At 60.8% G+C, this 13,889-nt stretch carries 19 protein-coding genes; 9 read left to right on the forward strand and 10 right to left on the reverse strand.

Features of this window, described 5'->3' with window-relative positions:
- Nucleotides 1-6 precede the first annotated feature (6 nt).
- From B7O88_RS00540 to B7O88_RS00585, 10 genes are all read right to left on the reverse strand, one after another.
- Nucleotides 7-279 (reverse strand): HPr family phosphocarrier protein, encoded by a 273-nt coding sequence (locus B7O88_RS00540; protein WP_088273235.1) that lies wholly within the window; start codon nucleotides 277-279, stop codon nucleotides 7-9.
- Nucleotides 279-1,133, reverse strand: a complete 855-nt coding sequence (rapZ, locus tag B7O88_RS00545) for an RNase adapter RapZ (protein ID WP_088273236.1) — start codon at nucleotides 1,131-1,133, stop codon at nucleotides 279-281. The genes B7O88_RS00540 and rapZ overlap by 1 nt, the downstream gene beginning before the upstream one ends.
- A 1-nt stretch (nucleotide 1,134) precedes the next feature.
- The gene (gene ptsN / locus B7O88_RS00550; protein ID WP_088273237.1) at nucleotides 1,135-1,593 is read right to left on the reverse strand and encodes a PTS IIA-like nitrogen regulatory protein PtsN; all 459 of its coding nucleotides are present in this window, start codon (nucleotides 1,591-1,593) and stop codon (nucleotides 1,135-1,137) included.
- Between the two features lie 21 nt (nucleotides 1,594-1,614).
- Nucleotides 1,615-1,923, reverse strand: coding sequence for a ribosome hibernation-promoting factor, HPF/YfiA family (gene hpf / locus B7O88_RS00555; RefSeq protein WP_088273238.1), 309 nt, complete (start codon nucleotides 1,921-1,923; stop codon nucleotides 1,615-1,617).
- A 124-nt stretch (nucleotides 1,924-2,047) separates the two neighbouring features.
- Nucleotides 2,048-3,544 (reverse strand): RNA polymerase factor sigma-54, encoded by a 1,497-nt coding sequence (locus B7O88_RS00560; RefSeq protein WP_088273239.1) that lies wholly within the window; start codon nucleotides 3,542-3,544, stop codon nucleotides 2,048-2,050.
- A 93-nt stretch (nucleotides 3,545-3,637) separates the two neighbouring features.
- On the reverse strand, nucleotides 3,638-4,363 hold the full coding sequence (gene lptB / locus B7O88_RS00565; RefSeq protein WP_088273240.1) for an LPS export ABC transporter ATP-binding protein: 726 nt from the start codon (nucleotides 4,361-4,363) through the stop codon (nucleotides 3,638-3,640).
- Nucleotides 4,360-4,866 (reverse strand): lipopolysaccharide transport periplasmic protein LptA, encoded by a 507-nt coding sequence (gene lptA / locus B7O88_RS00570; protein WP_235005694.1) that lies wholly within the window; start codon nucleotides 4,864-4,866, stop codon nucleotides 4,360-4,362. The genes lptB and lptA overlap by 4 nt, the downstream gene beginning before the upstream one ends.
- Before the next feature lie 34 nt (nucleotides 4,867-4,900).
- Nucleotides 4,901-5,476, reverse strand: coding sequence for an LPS export ABC transporter periplasmic protein LptC (lptC, locus tag B7O88_RS00575; protein ID WP_088273242.1), 576 nt, complete (start codon nucleotides 5,474-5,476; stop codon nucleotides 4,901-4,903).
- Nucleotides 5,473-5,994 (reverse strand): KdsC family phosphatase, encoded by a 522-nt coding sequence (locus B7O88_RS00580; RefSeq protein ID WP_088273243.1) that lies wholly within the window; start codon nucleotides 5,992-5,994, stop codon nucleotides 5,473-5,475. Before B7O88_RS00580 ends, lptC begins: the two co-directional genes overlap by 4 nt.
- A gap of 8 nt (nucleotides 5,995-6,002) precedes the next feature.
- Nucleotides 6,003-6,974: a KpsF/GutQ family sugar-phosphate isomerase gene (locus tag B7O88_RS00585; RefSeq protein WP_088273244.1), complete on the reverse strand. Its 972-nt coding sequence runs from the start codon at nucleotides 6,972-6,974 to the stop codon at nucleotides 6,003-6,005.
- Nucleotides 6,975-7,179: 205 nt separating this feature from the next.
- Here B7O88_RS00585 and B7O88_RS00590 point away from each other — a divergent pair, with 205 nt between their 5' ends.
- The 9 genes from B7O88_RS00590 to hisD are packed head-to-tail and all read left to right on the forward strand — an operon-like array spanning nucleotide 7,180 to nucleotide 13,828.
- On the forward strand, nucleotides 7,180-7,998 hold the full coding sequence (locus B7O88_RS00590; protein ID WP_088273893.1) for an ATP-binding cassette domain-containing protein: 819 nt from the start codon (nucleotides 7,180-7,182) through the stop codon (nucleotides 7,996-7,998).
- Nucleotides 7,995-8,774: a lipid asymmetry maintenance ABC transporter permease subunit MlaE gene (gene mlaE, locus B7O88_RS00595; RefSeq protein ID WP_088273245.1), complete on the forward strand. Its 780-nt coding sequence runs from the start codon at nucleotides 7,995-7,997 to the stop codon at nucleotides 8,772-8,774. Before B7O88_RS00590 ends, mlaE begins: the two co-directional genes overlap by 4 nt.
- Nucleotides 8,775-8,793: 19 nt before the next feature.
- Nucleotides 8,794-9,258: an outer membrane lipid asymmetry maintenance protein MlaD gene (gene mlaD, locus B7O88_RS00600; protein WP_088273246.1), complete on the forward strand. Its 465-nt coding sequence runs from the start codon at nucleotides 8,794-8,796 to the stop codon at nucleotides 9,256-9,258.
- A 28-nt stretch (nucleotides 9,259-9,286) separates the two neighbouring features.
- Entirely contained in the window at nucleotides 9,287-9,928 is a 642-nt protein-coding gene (locus B7O88_RS00605; protein ID WP_200818389.1) for an MlaC/ttg2D family ABC transporter substrate-binding protein, read from the forward strand.
- The gene (locus B7O88_RS00610) at nucleotides 9,925-10,245 is read left to right on the forward strand and encodes an STAS domain-containing protein (RefSeq protein WP_088273248.1); all 321 of its coding nucleotides are present in this window, start codon (nucleotides 9,925-9,927) and stop codon (nucleotides 10,243-10,245) included. Before B7O88_RS00605 ends, B7O88_RS00610 begins: the two co-directional genes overlap by 4 nt.
- A 47-nt stretch (nucleotides 10,246-10,292) precedes the next feature.
- The gene (locus B7O88_RS00615; RefSeq protein ID WP_088273249.1) at nucleotides 10,293-10,532 is read left to right on the forward strand and encodes a BolA family protein; all 240 of its coding nucleotides are present in this window, start codon (nucleotides 10,293-10,295) and stop codon (nucleotides 10,530-10,532) included.
- Nucleotides 10,533-10,553: 21 nt separating this feature from the next.
- Complete coding sequence (gene murA / locus B7O88_RS00620; RefSeq protein WP_088273250.1) at nucleotides 10,554-11,819, forward strand: UDP-N-acetylglucosamine 1-carboxyvinyltransferase; 1,266 nt, start codon at nucleotides 10,554-10,556, stop codon at nucleotides 11,817-11,819.
- Between the two features lie 12 nt (nucleotides 11,820-11,831).
- Nucleotides 11,832-12,473: an ATP phosphoribosyltransferase gene (hisG, locus tag B7O88_RS00625; protein WP_088273251.1), complete on the forward strand. Its 642-nt coding sequence runs from the start codon at nucleotides 11,832-11,834 to the stop codon at nucleotides 12,471-12,473.
- A 44-nt stretch (nucleotides 12,474-12,517) separates the two neighbouring features.
- Entirely contained in the window at nucleotides 12,518-13,828 is a 1,311-nt protein-coding gene (gene hisD / locus B7O88_RS00630; RefSeq protein WP_088273252.1) for a histidinol dehydrogenase, read from the forward strand.
- Nucleotides 13,829-13,889: the final 61 nt, after the last annotated feature.

The raw sequence follows: 13,889 nt of genomic DNA on the forward strand, positions 1-13,889 counted from the left end.
CTGGGTTTACTCCCCTTCCCCAAAATAGTCGTTGATCAGCTCCAGCAATGCCTGCAGGGCTTCTTCTGCCTGCTCGCCTTCGCAGCTGACGCAAACCTCTGTGCCCTTGCCGGCGGCCAGCATCATGACCTGCATGATGCTCTTGCCGTCAACCTGGTCGGTTTCGTCATGGCCTATGGTGACCTTGCAGCCGTACTGGTTGGCAATGCCCACAAACTTGGCGGCGGCACGGGCGTGCAGACCGAGTTTGTTGATGATCAGAACACGGGAGCTTGGCATCAGGGCAGGTCGCGGTGGCGTATCAGCAGGTTGGGTGTGTCGGCGCTCAGTTCGCGCACCAGTCGCTCGGCAATGTAGACCGAGCGGTGATGGCCGCCGGTACAGCCGATGGCGATGGTCATGTAACTGCGTTCGCTGGCGGCGTAGCGGGGCAGCCATTTCTGCAGGTAGTGACAGATGTCCTGGTACATATCTTCCACTTCCGGCTGTTTGCCCAGGTAATCGCTGACCGGGGCGTCACGGCCGGAAAAGGCGCGCAGGTCGGGCAGCCAGTAAGGGTTGGGCAGGCAACGCACGTCGAATACCAGGTCGGCATCCACCGGCAGGCCGCGTTTGAACCCGAATGACTGGATCAGGACCGAGGGCTGGCTGCCCTTGGTGCCTAGCAGTCGCTGTTTCAGGTGGTCGCGCAACTGGTAGAGATTCAGGTGGCTGGTGTCGACCTTGAGCGTGGCCAGGTCGATGATCGGTTGCAGCAGCAGTGCTTCACGGTCCAGGGCCTCGCCAAGTGACAGGTTGCCGTCGGTCAGCGGGTGTTTGCGGCGGGTTTCCGAAAAGCGCTTGATCAGTACGTCGTTGCGCGAGGCCAGGAACAGCACGTCACACTGGACTCCTGCATTGCGTACGTCCTGCAGCAGCTCGGGGAAGCGCGCCAGGTCATTGGGCAGGTTGCGGGCGTCGATGCTGATGGCGACTTCCGGCAGACTGAAATCATTCTGTCTTGCCTGGCGGGCCAGTTCGGGCAGCAGGCCTGCGGGGAGATTGTCGATGCAGTAGAAGCCGTTGTCTTCAAGCAGATGCAGCGCGGTGCTTTTACCCGAACCGGAACGGCCGCTGACGACAATCAAACGCATGTCAGCCTCCGTCGCCGTCGCCAACCATGACGCGATAAAGCGCATCCGCGTCCGGTGCTGCGCGCAGTGCATCACGCAGCTCGGCGTTGTCGAGCTTGCCAGCCAGCATTTTGAGAATCTGCAGGTGTTGCTCGGTGGCTTCCTGCGGGACCAGCAGCACGAAGATCAGGTCAACAGGTTGGCCATCGAGAGCGTCGAAATCGATTTTGCCGTCCAGCTGCAACAGGGCGCCTATGGCCTGGTGGCAGTCTTCCAGGCGACAGTGAGGGATGGCAATGCCATTACCGAAACCGGTTGACCCCAGGCGTTCACGAGCGATCAGGTTTTCGTAAATGGCGTCAGGATCCAGGTTGGTGTGCTGGGCGACCAGCTTGCCGATCAGCTCCAGCACACGTTTTTTGGATCCGCCCTGAACGCCGGCGAAGGTACGTTCAGGGGTCAGGATGTGGTCTATTTGCATGGTGATGCAGTGAAGGTCCGGTTATCGGTCGTTCGCGCCTTGCTGACGGTCGATGTGCTTTTCCTTGTGCTTGATCAATTGGCGATCCAGCTTGTCGGTCAGCAGGTCAATGGCGGCGTACATATCGGAGTGTTCTGCCAGGGCAACCACTTCACCACCGGCAATGTGCAGGGTGGCTTCGGCCTTCTGCCGGAGTTTCTCTACTTCCAGGGTGACCTGGACGTTGGTGATCTTGTCGAAATGCCGCTCCAGGCGGGACATTTTTTCGGTGACGTAGTCGCGCAGTGCGTCGGTGATATCGAGTTGGTGACCGCTAATGTTCAGTTGCATACGGCATCTCCTGATTGGCTTGTTGTTGCTGGGTGACGACCTGCCACCCGGTATTGCCACTTGCGTGATCCCTGAACTGGATCTGCTGCGTTGAACGGCTCATTCGAGCCTGTTTTCGCAGGTACTAGACCAGTCTCTTGCGTTCGCTCGAAGGCGCGATGTTGAGCGATTCGCGGTATTTCGCGATGGTCCGTCGGGCTACTTCAATGCCCTGTTCTTCAAGTAAACCAGCGATCTTGCTGTCGCTCAATGGTTTCTTTGGGTTTTCTGCTGCGACCAGCTTTTTGATCAGCGCACGGATAGCGGTGGAGGAAAACTCCCCGCCTTCACTGGTGCCGACATGGCTGGAGAAGAAGTACTTCAGCTCGAAGATGCCGCGCGGCGTGTGCATGTATTTCTGGGTGGTTACCCGCGAAATAGTCGACTCGTGCATGCCTACAGCTTCGGCGATGTCATGCAGCACCAGTGGCTTCATCGCCTCTTCGCCGTGCTCAAGAAAGCCACGCTGGTGTTCGACGATCTGGGTGGCGACCTTCATCAGGGTCTCGTTGCGACTCTGCAGGCTCTTGATGAACCAGCGTGCCTCCTGCAGGTTGTTGCGCAGGTAGGTATTGTCGTCACTGGAGTCGGCCCGTCGCACCATCGAGGCATAGTGGCCGTTGACGCGCACCTTGGGTACCGCTTCCTGGTTCAGTTCAACCAGCCAGCGATTGGCATCGCGGCGCACAATCACATCCGGTATCACATACTCCGGCTCGCCCGAGGCGATTTCCGAGCCCGGGCGGGGGTTGAGCGTCTGAATCAGCGCAACCACGTCACGCAGCTGGTCTTCCTTGAGCTTGCTGCGGCGCATCAGCTGGCTGAAATCGCGACTGCCGAGCAGTTCCAGGTGATCACGCACGACGCGGGTCGCCTGTTCCAGCATCGGGGTGGTCTCGGGCAGCTGACGAATCTGCAGCAGCAGGCACTCACGCAAATCCCGCGCGCCAACGCCTACCGGCTCGAATTGCTGGATGCGATGCAGCACCATTTCGACTTCATCGAGTTCGACTTCGAGCTCTGCGGGCAGGGAGGCCAGAATGTCATCCAGCGACTCTTCAAGGTAGCCGTCGGCATTGATGCCGTCGATCAGCGCTGTGGCGATCTGATAATCGGTTTCCGACATCGGCAGCAGGTTCAGCTGCCATTCCAGATGACTCTGCAGGGTCTCGCCGGTGCCGGTACGCGAGGTGTAATCCCAGTCCTCGTCATCCTGGCTGGGCAGCGAACTGGCAGAGGTCTGGTAGACGTCTTCCCATTGGGTATCGACCGGCAGTTCACTGGGAATCTGTTCGTTCCAGTTGCCTTCCTGGTCGTTTTGTCCGTGCTGCTCGATGGAGTCGAGGGAGACCGGCTCGGGCAGGGTTACCGCGGGAGCGTCATCGTCGCCGCTTTCCTGGGCGCTGCTGCCGTAGTCGTCATCGCCGTCGTCTGCCATTTCCAGCATCGGGTTGGCTTCCAGTGCCTCCTGCACCTCCTGCTGGAGGTCAAGGCTGGATAGCTGAAGCAGTCTGATGGCTTGCTGCAGCTGCGGTGTCATCGTCAGCTGCTGCCCCATCTTGAGGACGAGCGAGGGTTTCATTGTGTCGCGAAATACCTTGTGCGCTTGATCAAACCATGTGCCGGGCGAAGTCCGGACTCGTTCCCCGCTAGCATGCCTGAGTTACGGGTGCTTTTATAGCCGGAAGGCGTGGCCCAGGTACACATCTTTCACCGTCTGGTCCGCCAGCACGGTCTCGGCGTCGCCTTCAGCGATGATGTGGCCGTCGTTGACGATATAGGCCTTGTCGCAAATGTCCAGCGTCTCGCGAACGTTGTGGTCGGTGATCAGGACGCCGATGCCCTTGTCCTTGAGGTGCTGGATGATCTGCTTGATGTCGTTGACCGAAATCGGGTCTACCCCGGCAAAGGGCTCGTCCAGCAGAATGAAGCTGGGGTCGGTTGCCAGTGCGCGCGCAATCTCGGCGCGCCGGCGCTCACCACCGGACAGGCTCATGCCGAGACTGTCGCTGAGGTGGTGGATATGGAATTCACGCAGCAGCGATTCGAGTTTTCCCTCGCGCGCCTGACGGTTCAGGTCCTTGCGGGTTTCCAGAATCGCCATGATGTTTTCGGCGACGGTCAGCTTGCGAAAGATCGAGGCTTCCTGCGGCAGGTAACCGATGCCTTCGCGGGCCCGGCCGTGCATCGGCAGGCGGGTCACGTCCTTGCCGTTGACGGTGACCTGGCCTTCATCCGCCTTGACCAGGCCAACGATCATGTAGAAGCAGGTAGTTTTGCCTGCGCCGTTCGGGCCGAGCAGGCCGACGACCTGGCCGCTGTCGATGGACACGGACACATCACGGACGACCTTGCGCGATTTGTAGGCCTTGGCCAGATGGCGCGCCTGTAATGTGGTCATGGCGTTGCCGGCTCTTCGCTTGGCGCTTCGGTATTGCGGCTGCGCGGCTGAATCACGATTTCGATACGCCCGGAGCCCGCGCCGCCGTTGGCGCCGCTGCTGCTGTTGCCGGCATCGACGACCTGACGCTGAATGTCGTAGCTGACATGCTCACCCTGGAAGGTATTGCCGGACTGTTCAAGAAAGGCATTCCTGATCAGCACGATGGTCTCGCGGTCGGCGTGGTACTCGATGGTCTCGGCGCGCGCCTTCACCGGTGGTTTGTTGGCTTCCGGCGTTTGCTGATAGGTGGCCGGTCCGCCCTGGGTGATCATGGTATTGAGCTCGCCATTGGCATTGGTGGTCAGGGTAACCCGGGCGCCGGTGAGGCGCAGGGTGCCCTGGGTAATGACCACATCGCCGGTGTATACGGCGGTATTGCGCTTGTCGTCCAGCGTCGCGCTGTTGGCCTGAATGCGAATCGGCTGGCTGCTGTCGCTGGGCAGTGCCAGAACGTGGCTCACTGGACACACGGCCAGCGTCAGGGCAAGGAGGGATTTAACGCACCTCATATTGGCCTCGTACGGTGGACAGCAGCTTCAGGCTACCGTCGTTGAGAAATAGTTGCATGCCCTCGGCAGTGGTCACACTGCGAGCGGCTTCGATTCTAACCGGTTGATCGGTTTCCGCGTAGTCACGGGCGGGAAACAGGGTCAGGGCTGACGTGGTCAGCTGACGCGCGTCATCGGTGTTCTGTTTCAGCAGGACATCGGTCGTCAGGTCAACGCGGTCACCGCGCTGGGTAACGACCCCCTGACGCGACTTCAGCAGCCACGGCGTCGGGTCCTCTCCCCGGTAGAACAGCAGCTCAGGGTCTTCCAGGTGAGTACTGCCGTCGTCTACCTGATGAACGGCATGGGAGGTCGTCAGCCGGTATGCAACCTTGCCCTGTTCATTGAGCATCAGGATGCGCGCGTTGTCGATATAGAAGTCGGGACGGTCGGTCTGAGTCTGCGGCTTGCCGGTGTTGAAGCTGGACGGATTGATGTTCCAGTAACCGACAGCCATCGCCAGCGCTGCCCCGGCAATGATCAGCAGGCCGACGACCAGATAGCGTGGTAACGTCAGGTTCACAGGTAGGCTGCCTGTGCCTGGTCCAGGGTGCCCTGGGCGCGCATGATCAGTTCGCAGAACTCGCGGGCTGCGCCCGAACCACCGGCGGCGCGGGTAACGCCATGGGCGTGTTCGCGCACAAAGGTGTCGGCAGTGGCGACCGCCATCCCCAGGCCGGCGCGGCGGATGACCGGCAGGTCCGGCAGGTCGTCGCCAAGGAAGGCAATCTCGTGCATTTCGACCGGGACGATCTCACGCAGCTCGGCCAAGGCGGTCAGTTTGTCCTCGCGGCCCTGAATAAGGTGCTTGATGCCCAGGTTGGCAGCGCGGCGCTCGACCAGCGGCGATTTTCGGCCGCTGATGATGGCGACCTCGACGCCCGAGGCGATGAGCATCTTGATACCGTGGCCATCCAGCGTATTGAAGGACTTGAACTCGGTGCCGTCGGGCATGAAATACAGGCGGCCGTCGGTCAGGACGCCATCAACGTCGAAGATGGCGAGGCGAATGGCTTTTGCGCGTTCGATCAGCTTTTCCATATTCAAACTCAGACCACGCCCGCACGGAGCAGATCATGCATGTTGAGGGCGCCCACCGGCCGGCCTTCAGTGTCTACCACGAACAGACCATTGATGCGGGCGTCTTCCATGATTTTCAGGGCTTCGGCCGCGAGCATACCACTGCGCGCAGTCTTGCAGTGACGGGTCATTACGTCGCTGATGCTGGCACGCTGAAAATCGATGTTGTGATCCAGGCTGCGGCGTAGGTCGCCATCGGTGAAGATGCCGGCCAGCTTGCCATCGGCATCTATGACGCCGGTCAGGCCGAGGCCCTTGCGGGTCATTTCCAGCAACGCGTCACGCAGCGGCGCGTTGGGCTTGACCAGCGGCATGCTCCCACCCGCGTGCATGATGTCGTCAACCAGCAACAGCAGGCGGCGGCCCAGACTGCCACCGGGGTGCGAGAAAGCGAAGTCCTCGGCACTGAAACCCCGCGCTTCGAGCAGCGCGATGGCCAGTGCGTCACCCATCACCAGCGCGGTAGTGGTGCTGGAGGTCGGTGCCAGGTTCAGCGGGCAGGCTTCCTGCTCGACGCCGGTGTCCAGGTTGGCGACTGCGGCCAGAGCCAGGGTCGACTGCGGGTTGCCCGTCATGCTGATCAAGGGGGCGCCGAGGCGCTTGATCAGTGGCAGCAAGGTCACTACTTCGGCGGTATTGCCCGAGTTGGACAGCGCGATGACGACATCCTCGGCGGTGATCATGCCCATGTCGCCGTGGCTGGCCTCGCCCGGGTGGACAAAGAAGGCGGGGGTGCCGGTGCTGGCCAGGGTGGCGGCGAGCTTGCGGCCGACATGTCCGGACTTGCCCATGCCGGTAACGACCACGCGGCCGCGGCATTGCAGCAGGGTGTCGCAGGCGATGGTGAAGGGCTCTGCCAGTCGCTGCAGCAGGGAATCTACCGCGTCGCGTTCCATGCTGATGGTGCGCGAGGCGGATGCAATATAGTCAAAATCGGCCATGTGCTATTCGTCGGTAATCGCTGAACGCGCAAGTATAGCGGTTTGTCGGAGCTAACTCATCCGCCTTGACCAGCTTCGTCTCGGCGCTAACCCGTTCTGGGGAGGCTGCCCATTCCCGGCTTGGGCTGCCGTCGGGGAACTGGTATATTAGGCGGCTTCGTTTGCCCGAGGTCTGGGCATGATCCGCAAAGGCCCGAACAGCACTATGACCGACGTGTCAGATTACATCGTAGACCTTCAGGGCGTGACCTTCCGGCGCGGCCAGCGAGTCATCTTTGATGGTGTGGATATCCGTATTCCCCGCGGCAAGGTCACCGGCATCATGGGCCCGTCCGGGTGCGGCAAAACCACGCTGCTGCGCCTGATCGGCGCCCAGTTGCGACCCGAAAGCGGGTCGATCTGGGTGAATGGTCGCAATATTCCCGAGCTGGGGCGCGAGCAGTTGTTTGCCGCGCGTCAGGACATGGGCATGCTGTTCCAGAGCGGTGCGCTGTTTACCGACTTGAGCGTGTTCGAGAACGTCGCCTTTCCGCTGCGGGTGCATACCGAACTGCCGGAAGACATGATTCGTGACATTGTTCTGCTCAAGTTGCAGGCGGTTGGCTTGCGTGGTGCGCGCGACCTGATGCCGGATGAGTTGTCCGGCGGCATGAAACGCCGGGTTGCGCTGGCGCGTGCGATCGCCCTCGATCCGCAACTGATGATGTACGACGAGCCATTCGTGGGCCAGGACCCGATTTCCATGGGCGTACTGGTGCGTCTGATTCGTCTGCTCAACGACGCGCTCGGGCTGTCCAGTATTGTGGTCTCGCACGATTTGGCCGAGACCGCCAGTATTGCCGACTACCTGTATGTGGTGGGTGACGGCCAGGTGCTCGGGCAGGGTACGCCGGATGAATTGATGAACTCCGACAACCCTCGTATTCGCCAATTCATGCAGGGGGAGCCCGATGGCCCGGTGCCGTTCCACTTCCCGGCCAGGGATTATCTGCAGGATCTGATACAAGCGGAGAAAGACGCGTGAGTGCAGTCGACAGGTTGGTTTTGCTCGGCAGAGCAGGGCTGGACACCATTACTGCCCTGGGTCGCTCCGGGCTGTTTCTCGTCAATGTGATGTTCGGGCGGGCGAGCTTTGGCAACGGCTGGGCGCTGCTGGTCAAGCAGCTGCATTCGGTTGGTGTGCTGTCGCTCGCCATTATTGTTGTGTCCGGCCTGTTCATTGGCATGGTACTGGCGCTGCAGGGCTACAACATTCTGGTCGGCTACGGTTCCGAACAGGCGGTCGGCCAGATGGTGGCCCTGACGCTGTTGCGCGAGCTGGGGCCGGTGGTAACCGCGCTGCTGTTTGCCGGGCGGGCAGGTTCTGCTCTGACCGCCGAGATCGGTCTGATGAAAGCCACCGAGCAGTTGTCGAGCATGGAAATGATCGGCGTTGATCCGCTCAAGTACGTTATAGCGCCGCGCCTGTGGGCGGGCTTTATCTCCATGCCGCTGCTGGCGATGGTGTTCTGCGTGGTCGGGATATGGGGCGGCGCCATGGTGGCCGTTGACTGGCTGGGAGTCTATTCCGGCTCCTACTGGACGAACATGCAGAATTCGGTGCAGTTCGTCGACGATGTACTTAACGGCCTGATCAAGGCCGTGGTGTTTGCCTTCGTCGTCACCTGGATCGCAGTCTTCCAGGGATATGACTGCGAGCCCACATCCGAAGGCATCAGCCGTGCAACCACGCGTACCGTAGTGTATGCGTCGCTGGCCGTGCTGGGGCTGGACTTCATCCTCACTGCCCTGATGTTTTGATTAGCCAAGGAATCATCAAATGCGTATCCGTAACCTGGAATTGACTGTCGGCGTATTTATTCTCGCCGGCGTGCTGGCGCTGACTGTGCTGGCGCTGCGTGTGGCCGGGCTGACTCCGGGCAGCACGGGCAGCACCTACAGTGTGCATGCCTATTTCGACAACGTGGCGGGGCTTACGTCGCGCGCCAAGGTAACCATGTCCGGTGTGACCATTGGTCAGGTCACTGCCATTGAATTCGACAAGAATCGTTACAGTGCGCGGGTGGATATGGCCATCGACAGTGACGTTGATACCCTGCCTGCCGACAGCACCGCATCGATTCTGACTGCCGGCCTGCTGGGCGAGAAATACGTTGGTATTTCGGTGGGTGGCGAGGAAGACCTGTTGGTTGACGGCAGCGAAATCTATGACACCCAGTCTGCACTGGTGCTGGAGGAACTGATCGGCCGGTTCCTGCTCAATACAGTAAGCAAGGAAGACTGACTACAGTCAGCCCCACAGGAGAATGTACATGCGCCCGATCATCAATGCCTTTGTTGCCCTCACGCTGCTGTTGCCGGCGCTTGCCTTGGCTTCCGCGACCCCGCAACAGGTTGTCGAGGATACCTCGCGCAAGGTCATGGAGGTGCTTGACGCCAACCGTGAGACCTATCGCAACGACGTGGAAGCGTTCACCGTTGGTCTGAATGACGTGCTGGAGCCGGTTGTCGATTTTGACGGCATTGCGCGCAGCGTCATGACCGTGCGCTACAGCCGCGGTGCCAGCGACGCCCAGATGCAGCGCTTTATCGAGACATTCAAGCGCAGCATGGTGCAGTTCTACGGCAATGCGCTGCTTGACTTCCAGAGCGGTGAGATCACCGTGCTGCCGGCCAACAACCGCGAGCCGCGCCCTGACCGCGCCAGTGTCGACATGCAGGTCAAGGCCAATGACGGGCAGGTCTATACCGCCACCTACACCATGTCCGACATCAATGGCCAGTGGAAGGTGCGTAACGTCATCGTCGAGGGTATCAACATCGGCCTGCTGTTCCGTGATCAGTTTGCGCAGGCGATGAAGACTCACAACAACGACCTGGATGCGGTTATCGATAACTGGGGCAGTGTTGTCGCCAAGTCACGTGAAGTGGCCTCCCAAGAGGTGCAGCAGTGAGCAATGCCAGCTTGCAGGTCGATGCCGAGGGCGTTGTGCGCCTGGCTGGCGTAATCGATTTTGACTCTGCCGGACCTGTGCGTGACGGGCTGCAGCAGGCTGCAGCCGAGGGGCAGGGGCCGCTGGTGCTGGATATGTCCGGGGTGACGCAGGCCAACAGTGTTGGCCTGTCTTTGATTTTGCGCGCGGCAGAATGTTGCCAGCAGCAGGGGCGCGAGTTGCGGTTACGCTCGGTTCCGGACGGGCTGCAGAGTATCGCCCGGGTATGCGGGCTGGATGCCTGGCTGAGCGATGTTGAGCGAGCCCGAGACAATTAGCTTTCAGGCGTTCTGCTCCAGCAGGGCGCCGCAAGGAGTAATTTGCAATGCAATCAAATGAAGTAAAGGCGTTGATCGAATCACGCCTGGAAGATGCCCGGGTCGAGGTTGAAGGCGAGGGCTGCAACTTTCAGCTCAACGTGATCAGCGACACCCTCGCGGCATTGTCACAGGTCAAGCGTCAGCAGCAGATTTATGCACTGCTTAACGACTATATCGCTGACGGCCGTATTCACGCCGTTACCATGAAGTTTTACACCCAGGAGGCCTGGGCGTCGCGCGCCTGAGGTCCGGAGTACGTACCACGTATGGACAAACTGATCATCACCGGCGGCAATCGCCTGGATGGGGAAATCCGGATTTCCGGGGCCAAGAACTCGGCCCTGCCGATCCTCGCTGCCACGCTGCTGGCGGATGAACCTGTCGTTATTTCCAACCTGCCGCACTTGCATGACATCACCACCATGATCGAACTGTTCGGTCGTATGGGTGTGCTGCCGGTTATCGATGAGCGCCTGGGTGTCGAAGTCGATCCGACTCGCATCACCTCGCTGGTCGCACCCTACGAGCTGGTCAAGACCATGCGTGCGTCGATCCTGGTGCTCGGCCCTATGGTTGCGCACTTCGGGCGTGCTGAAGTAGCGCTGCCGGGTGGCTGCGCCATTGGTTCGCGTCCGGTTGACCTGCACATTCGCGGGCTGGAAGCGATGGGTGCGACGATCATCGTCGAAGATGGTTATATCAAGGCTACAGCCCCCGAGGGCGGTCTGCGTGGCGCGCACTTCCTGTTCGATACCGTGACCGTGACCGGGACCGAAAACATTCTGATGGCGGCCACCCTGGCCAAGGGCAAGACCGTTATCGAAAATGCCGCGCGTGAGCCTGAAGTGGTGGATCTGGCCGAATGTCTGATCGCCATGGGCGCGCAGATCACCGGTTATGGCACCGACACCATCACCGTCCACGGTGTGGAGCGCCTGCACGGCGCGCGTTATTCGGTAATGCCTGACCGCATTGAAACCGGTACCTTCCTGGTTGCCGCTGCTGCGACCCGCGGCCGGGTCAAGCTCAAGGACACCGATGCCTCTATTCTCGAGTCGGTGCTGCTCAAGCTGGAAGAGGCGGGGGCCCACATCGATACCGGCAAGAACTGGATCGAGCTGGACATGAAGGGTAACCGTCCGCGCGCAGTCAATCTGCGGACAGCGCCCTACCCGGCATTCCCGACTGACATGCAGGCGCAGTTTGTCGCCATGAATGCGGTTGCCGAAGGCACCGGTACCGTCATCGAGACGATTTTCGAGAACCGCTTCATGCACGTTCAGGAAATGAATCGCATGGGTGCGCGCATTCTGGTTGAGGGTAACACCGCGATCGTCACCGGGGTCGAGCGCCTGAAGGCCGCGCCGGTGATGGCGACCGATTTGCGCGCATCGGCCAGTCTGGTTATTGCCGGTCTGGTTGCCGACGGCGATACCTTGGTCGACCGTATCTACCACATTGATCGTGGTTACGAATGTATTGAAGAGAAGCTGCAGGCCCTGGGCGGTATCATTCGCCGGGTCCCGGCCTAACAGAGAGTTTTCATGAGCCAGAGTCTGACCATTGCCCTGTCCAAGGGACGTATTCTCGACGACACCCTGCCGCTGCTGAAAGCGGCGGGCATCGAATTGACCGAGGATCTGGAAAAAAGCCGCAAGCTGATCTTCCCGACCACCGACCCGAACGTACGCCTGCTGATCGTGCGCGCGACCGACGTACCGACCTACGTTGAGCACGGCGCCGCCGATGTGGGCGTGGCGGGCAAGGACGTGTTGATGGAGTACGGCAGTCAGGGCCTGTATGAGCCGCTTGATCTGAAAATCGCCCGCTGCAAGCTGATGACCGCAGGCCCTGTCGGTGTGCCGGAGCCAACCGGTCGGCTCAAGGTCGCTACCAAGTTTGTCAATGTCGCGCGCCGTTACTATGCCGAGCAGGGCCGTCAGGTTGATGTGATCAAATTGTATGGCTCTATGGAGCTGGCGCCGCTTGTGGGGCTGGCGGACAAGATCATCGACGTGGTCGACACCGGCAACACGCTCAAGGCCAACGGTCTTGAGGCCCAGGAGTTGATTGCCACCATCAGTTCGCGCTTGATCGTCAACAAGGCTTCGATGAAGATGAAGCATGCCCGCATCAAGATGTTGATTGATCAGCTGGCCGAGGCGGTAGAGCGCCGCAACGCCTGATCCGTTTTCGAGTAACCATTCCCTGAATCGCCAAAGGTATCGCTATGAGTACGCCGCTGAAAATCGCCCGTCTGAACGCCAACCAGAGCGATTTTGCCCAGCATCTGGATACCCTGCTGGCCTGGGAAGGCGTCTCCGACAAGGCGGTTAATGACCGGGTTGAGGAAATTATCGCAGCAGTGCGCTCCAGCGGTGATGCGGCGCTGGTCGAGTACACCGAACGCTTTGACGGCCTGTCGGCCAGCAATATGGCCGATCTGACCCTCGATCGCGCCCGCCTGGAGCTGGCGCTTGAACGCATTACTCCGGCGCAGCGCAGCGCGCTGGAAGTGGCCGCCGAGCGTGTGCGCAGTTACCACGAGCACCAGCGTCAGGACTCCTGGCGCTACACCGAAGCTGATGGCACCGTGCTTGGCCAAAAGATCACTCCGCTGGATCGGGTGGGGCTTTACGTCCCCGGTGGCAAGGCGTCCTATCCGTCCTCGGTCCTGATGAACGCCATTCCGGCCAAGGTTGCCGGTGTGCCGGAAGTCGTCATGGTGGTGCCCACGCCGCGCGGCGAGATTAACGAGCTGGTGCTGGCGGCGGCCTGTCTGGCCGGTGTCGACCACGTTTTCACCATTGGCGGTGCGCAGGCTGTCGCGGCGCTGGCCTATGGCACCGAAACTGTTCCTCAGGTCGACAAGATCGTCGGCCCCGGCAATATCTATGTCGCCACCGCCAAGCGTGCGGTGTTCGGTCAGGTCGGTATCGACATGATCGCCGGCCCCTCGGAGATTCTGGTGGTCTGCGACGGCCAGACCGATCCGGACTGGATCGCCATGGATCTGTTCTCGCAGGCCGAGCACGACGAGGATGCCCAGTCGATTCTGCTGTCGCCGGATGCTGACTTCCTGGATGCCGTTGAGGCCAGCCTGAATCGGCTGCTGGGAGAGTTGGAGCGTGATGCCATCGTGCGGGTTTCGCTGGAAAACCGTGGCGCACTGATCAAGGTCGATGACCTGGAGCAGGCCTGCGTGCTGGCCAATCGCATCGCCCCGGAGCACCTTGAGTTGTCGGTCGCTGACCCGGAAGCGCTGCTGCCGCAGATCCGTCACGCCGGTGCCATCTTCATGGGGCGCTTCACCCCCGAGGCGCTGGGCGATTACTGCGCCGGCCCTAACCACGTGCTGCCGACCTCCGGCACCGCGCGGTTCTCCTCGCCGCTGGGTGTTTACGATTTCCAGAAGCGCTCGTCGATCATCTTCTGCTCGCCTGAAGGTGCCTCCGAGCTGGGTAAGACTGCATCCGTGCTGGCCCGTGGCGAAAGCCTGACAGCGCACGCGCGCAGCGCGGAATACCGCATTAAGAACTAGCGGCAAGCTTCAAGCTGCAAGCGACAAGCCGAGCTGTGCAGGCTCGGCTCGCCGGGGTTGG

Source organism: Halopseudomonas aestusnigri, from assembly GCF_002197985.1.
Lineage (GTDB): Bacteria > Pseudomonadota > Gammaproteobacteria > Pseudomonadales > Pseudomonadaceae > Halopseudomonas > Halopseudomonas aestusnigri.

What these genes read in the sequence shown, in the direction of transcription:
- rapZ (WP_088273236.1), bottom strand. Translation starts at nt 1,133, where the DNA reads ATGCGTTTGATTGTCGTCAGCGGCCGTTCCGGTTCGGGTAAAAGCACC.
- hisD (WP_088273252.1), top strand. Translation starts at nt 12,518, where the DNA reads ATGAGTACGCCGCTGAAAATCGCCCGTCTGAACGCCAACCAGAGCGAT.
- B7O88_RS00580 (WP_088273243.1), bottom strand. Translation starts at nt 5,994, where the DNA reads ATGGAAAAGCTGATCGAACGCGCAAAAGCCATTCGCCTCGCCATCTTC.
- hpf (WP_088273238.1), bottom strand. Translation starts at nt 1,923, where the DNA reads ATGCAACTGAACATTAGCGGTCACCAACTCGATATCACCGACGCACTG.
- murA (WP_088273250.1), top strand. Translation starts at nt 10,554, where the DNA reads ATGGACAAACTGATCATCACCGGCGGCAATCGCCTGGATGGGGAAATC.
- B7O88_RS00615 (WP_088273249.1), top strand. Translation starts at nt 10,293, where the DNA reads ATGCAATCAAATGAAGTAAAGGCGTTGATCGAATCACGCCTGGAAGAT.
- B7O88_RS00585 (WP_088273244.1), bottom strand. Translation starts at nt 6,974, where the DNA reads ATGGCCGATTTTGACTATATTGCATCCGCCTCGCGCACCATCAGCATG.
- B7O88_RS00560 (WP_088273239.1), bottom strand. Translation starts at nt 3,544, where the DNA reads ATGAAACCCTCGCTCGTCCTCAAGATGGGGCAGCAGCTGACGATGACA.
- lptB (WP_088273240.1), bottom strand. Translation starts at nt 4,363, where the DNA reads ATGACCACATTACAGGCGCGCCATCTGGCCAAGGCCTACAAATCGCGC.
- hisG (WP_088273251.1), top strand. Translation starts at nt 11,832, where the DNA reads ATGAGCCAGAGTCTGACCATTGCCCTGTCCAAGGGACGTATTCTCGAC.
- B7O88_RS00590 (WP_088273893.1), top strand. Translation starts at nt 7,180, where the DNA reads ATGACCGACGTGTCAGATTACATCGTAGACCTTCAGGGCGTGACCTTC.
- B7O88_RS00605 (WP_200818389.1), top strand. Translation starts at nt 9,287, where the DNA reads ATGCGCCCGATCATCAATGCCTTTGTTGCCCTCACGCTGCTGTTGCCG.
- B7O88_RS00540 (WP_088273235.1), bottom strand. Translation starts at nt 279, where the DNA reads ATGCCAAGCTCCCGTGTTCTGATCATCAACAAACTCGGTCTGCACGCC.
- ptsN (WP_088273237.1), bottom strand. Translation starts at nt 1,593, where the DNA reads ATGCAAATAGACCACATCCTGACCCCTGAACGTACCTTCGCCGGCGTT.
- mlaD (WP_088273246.1), top strand. Translation starts at nt 8,794, where the DNA reads ATGCGTATCCGTAACCTGGAATTGACTGTCGGCGTATTTATTCTCGCC.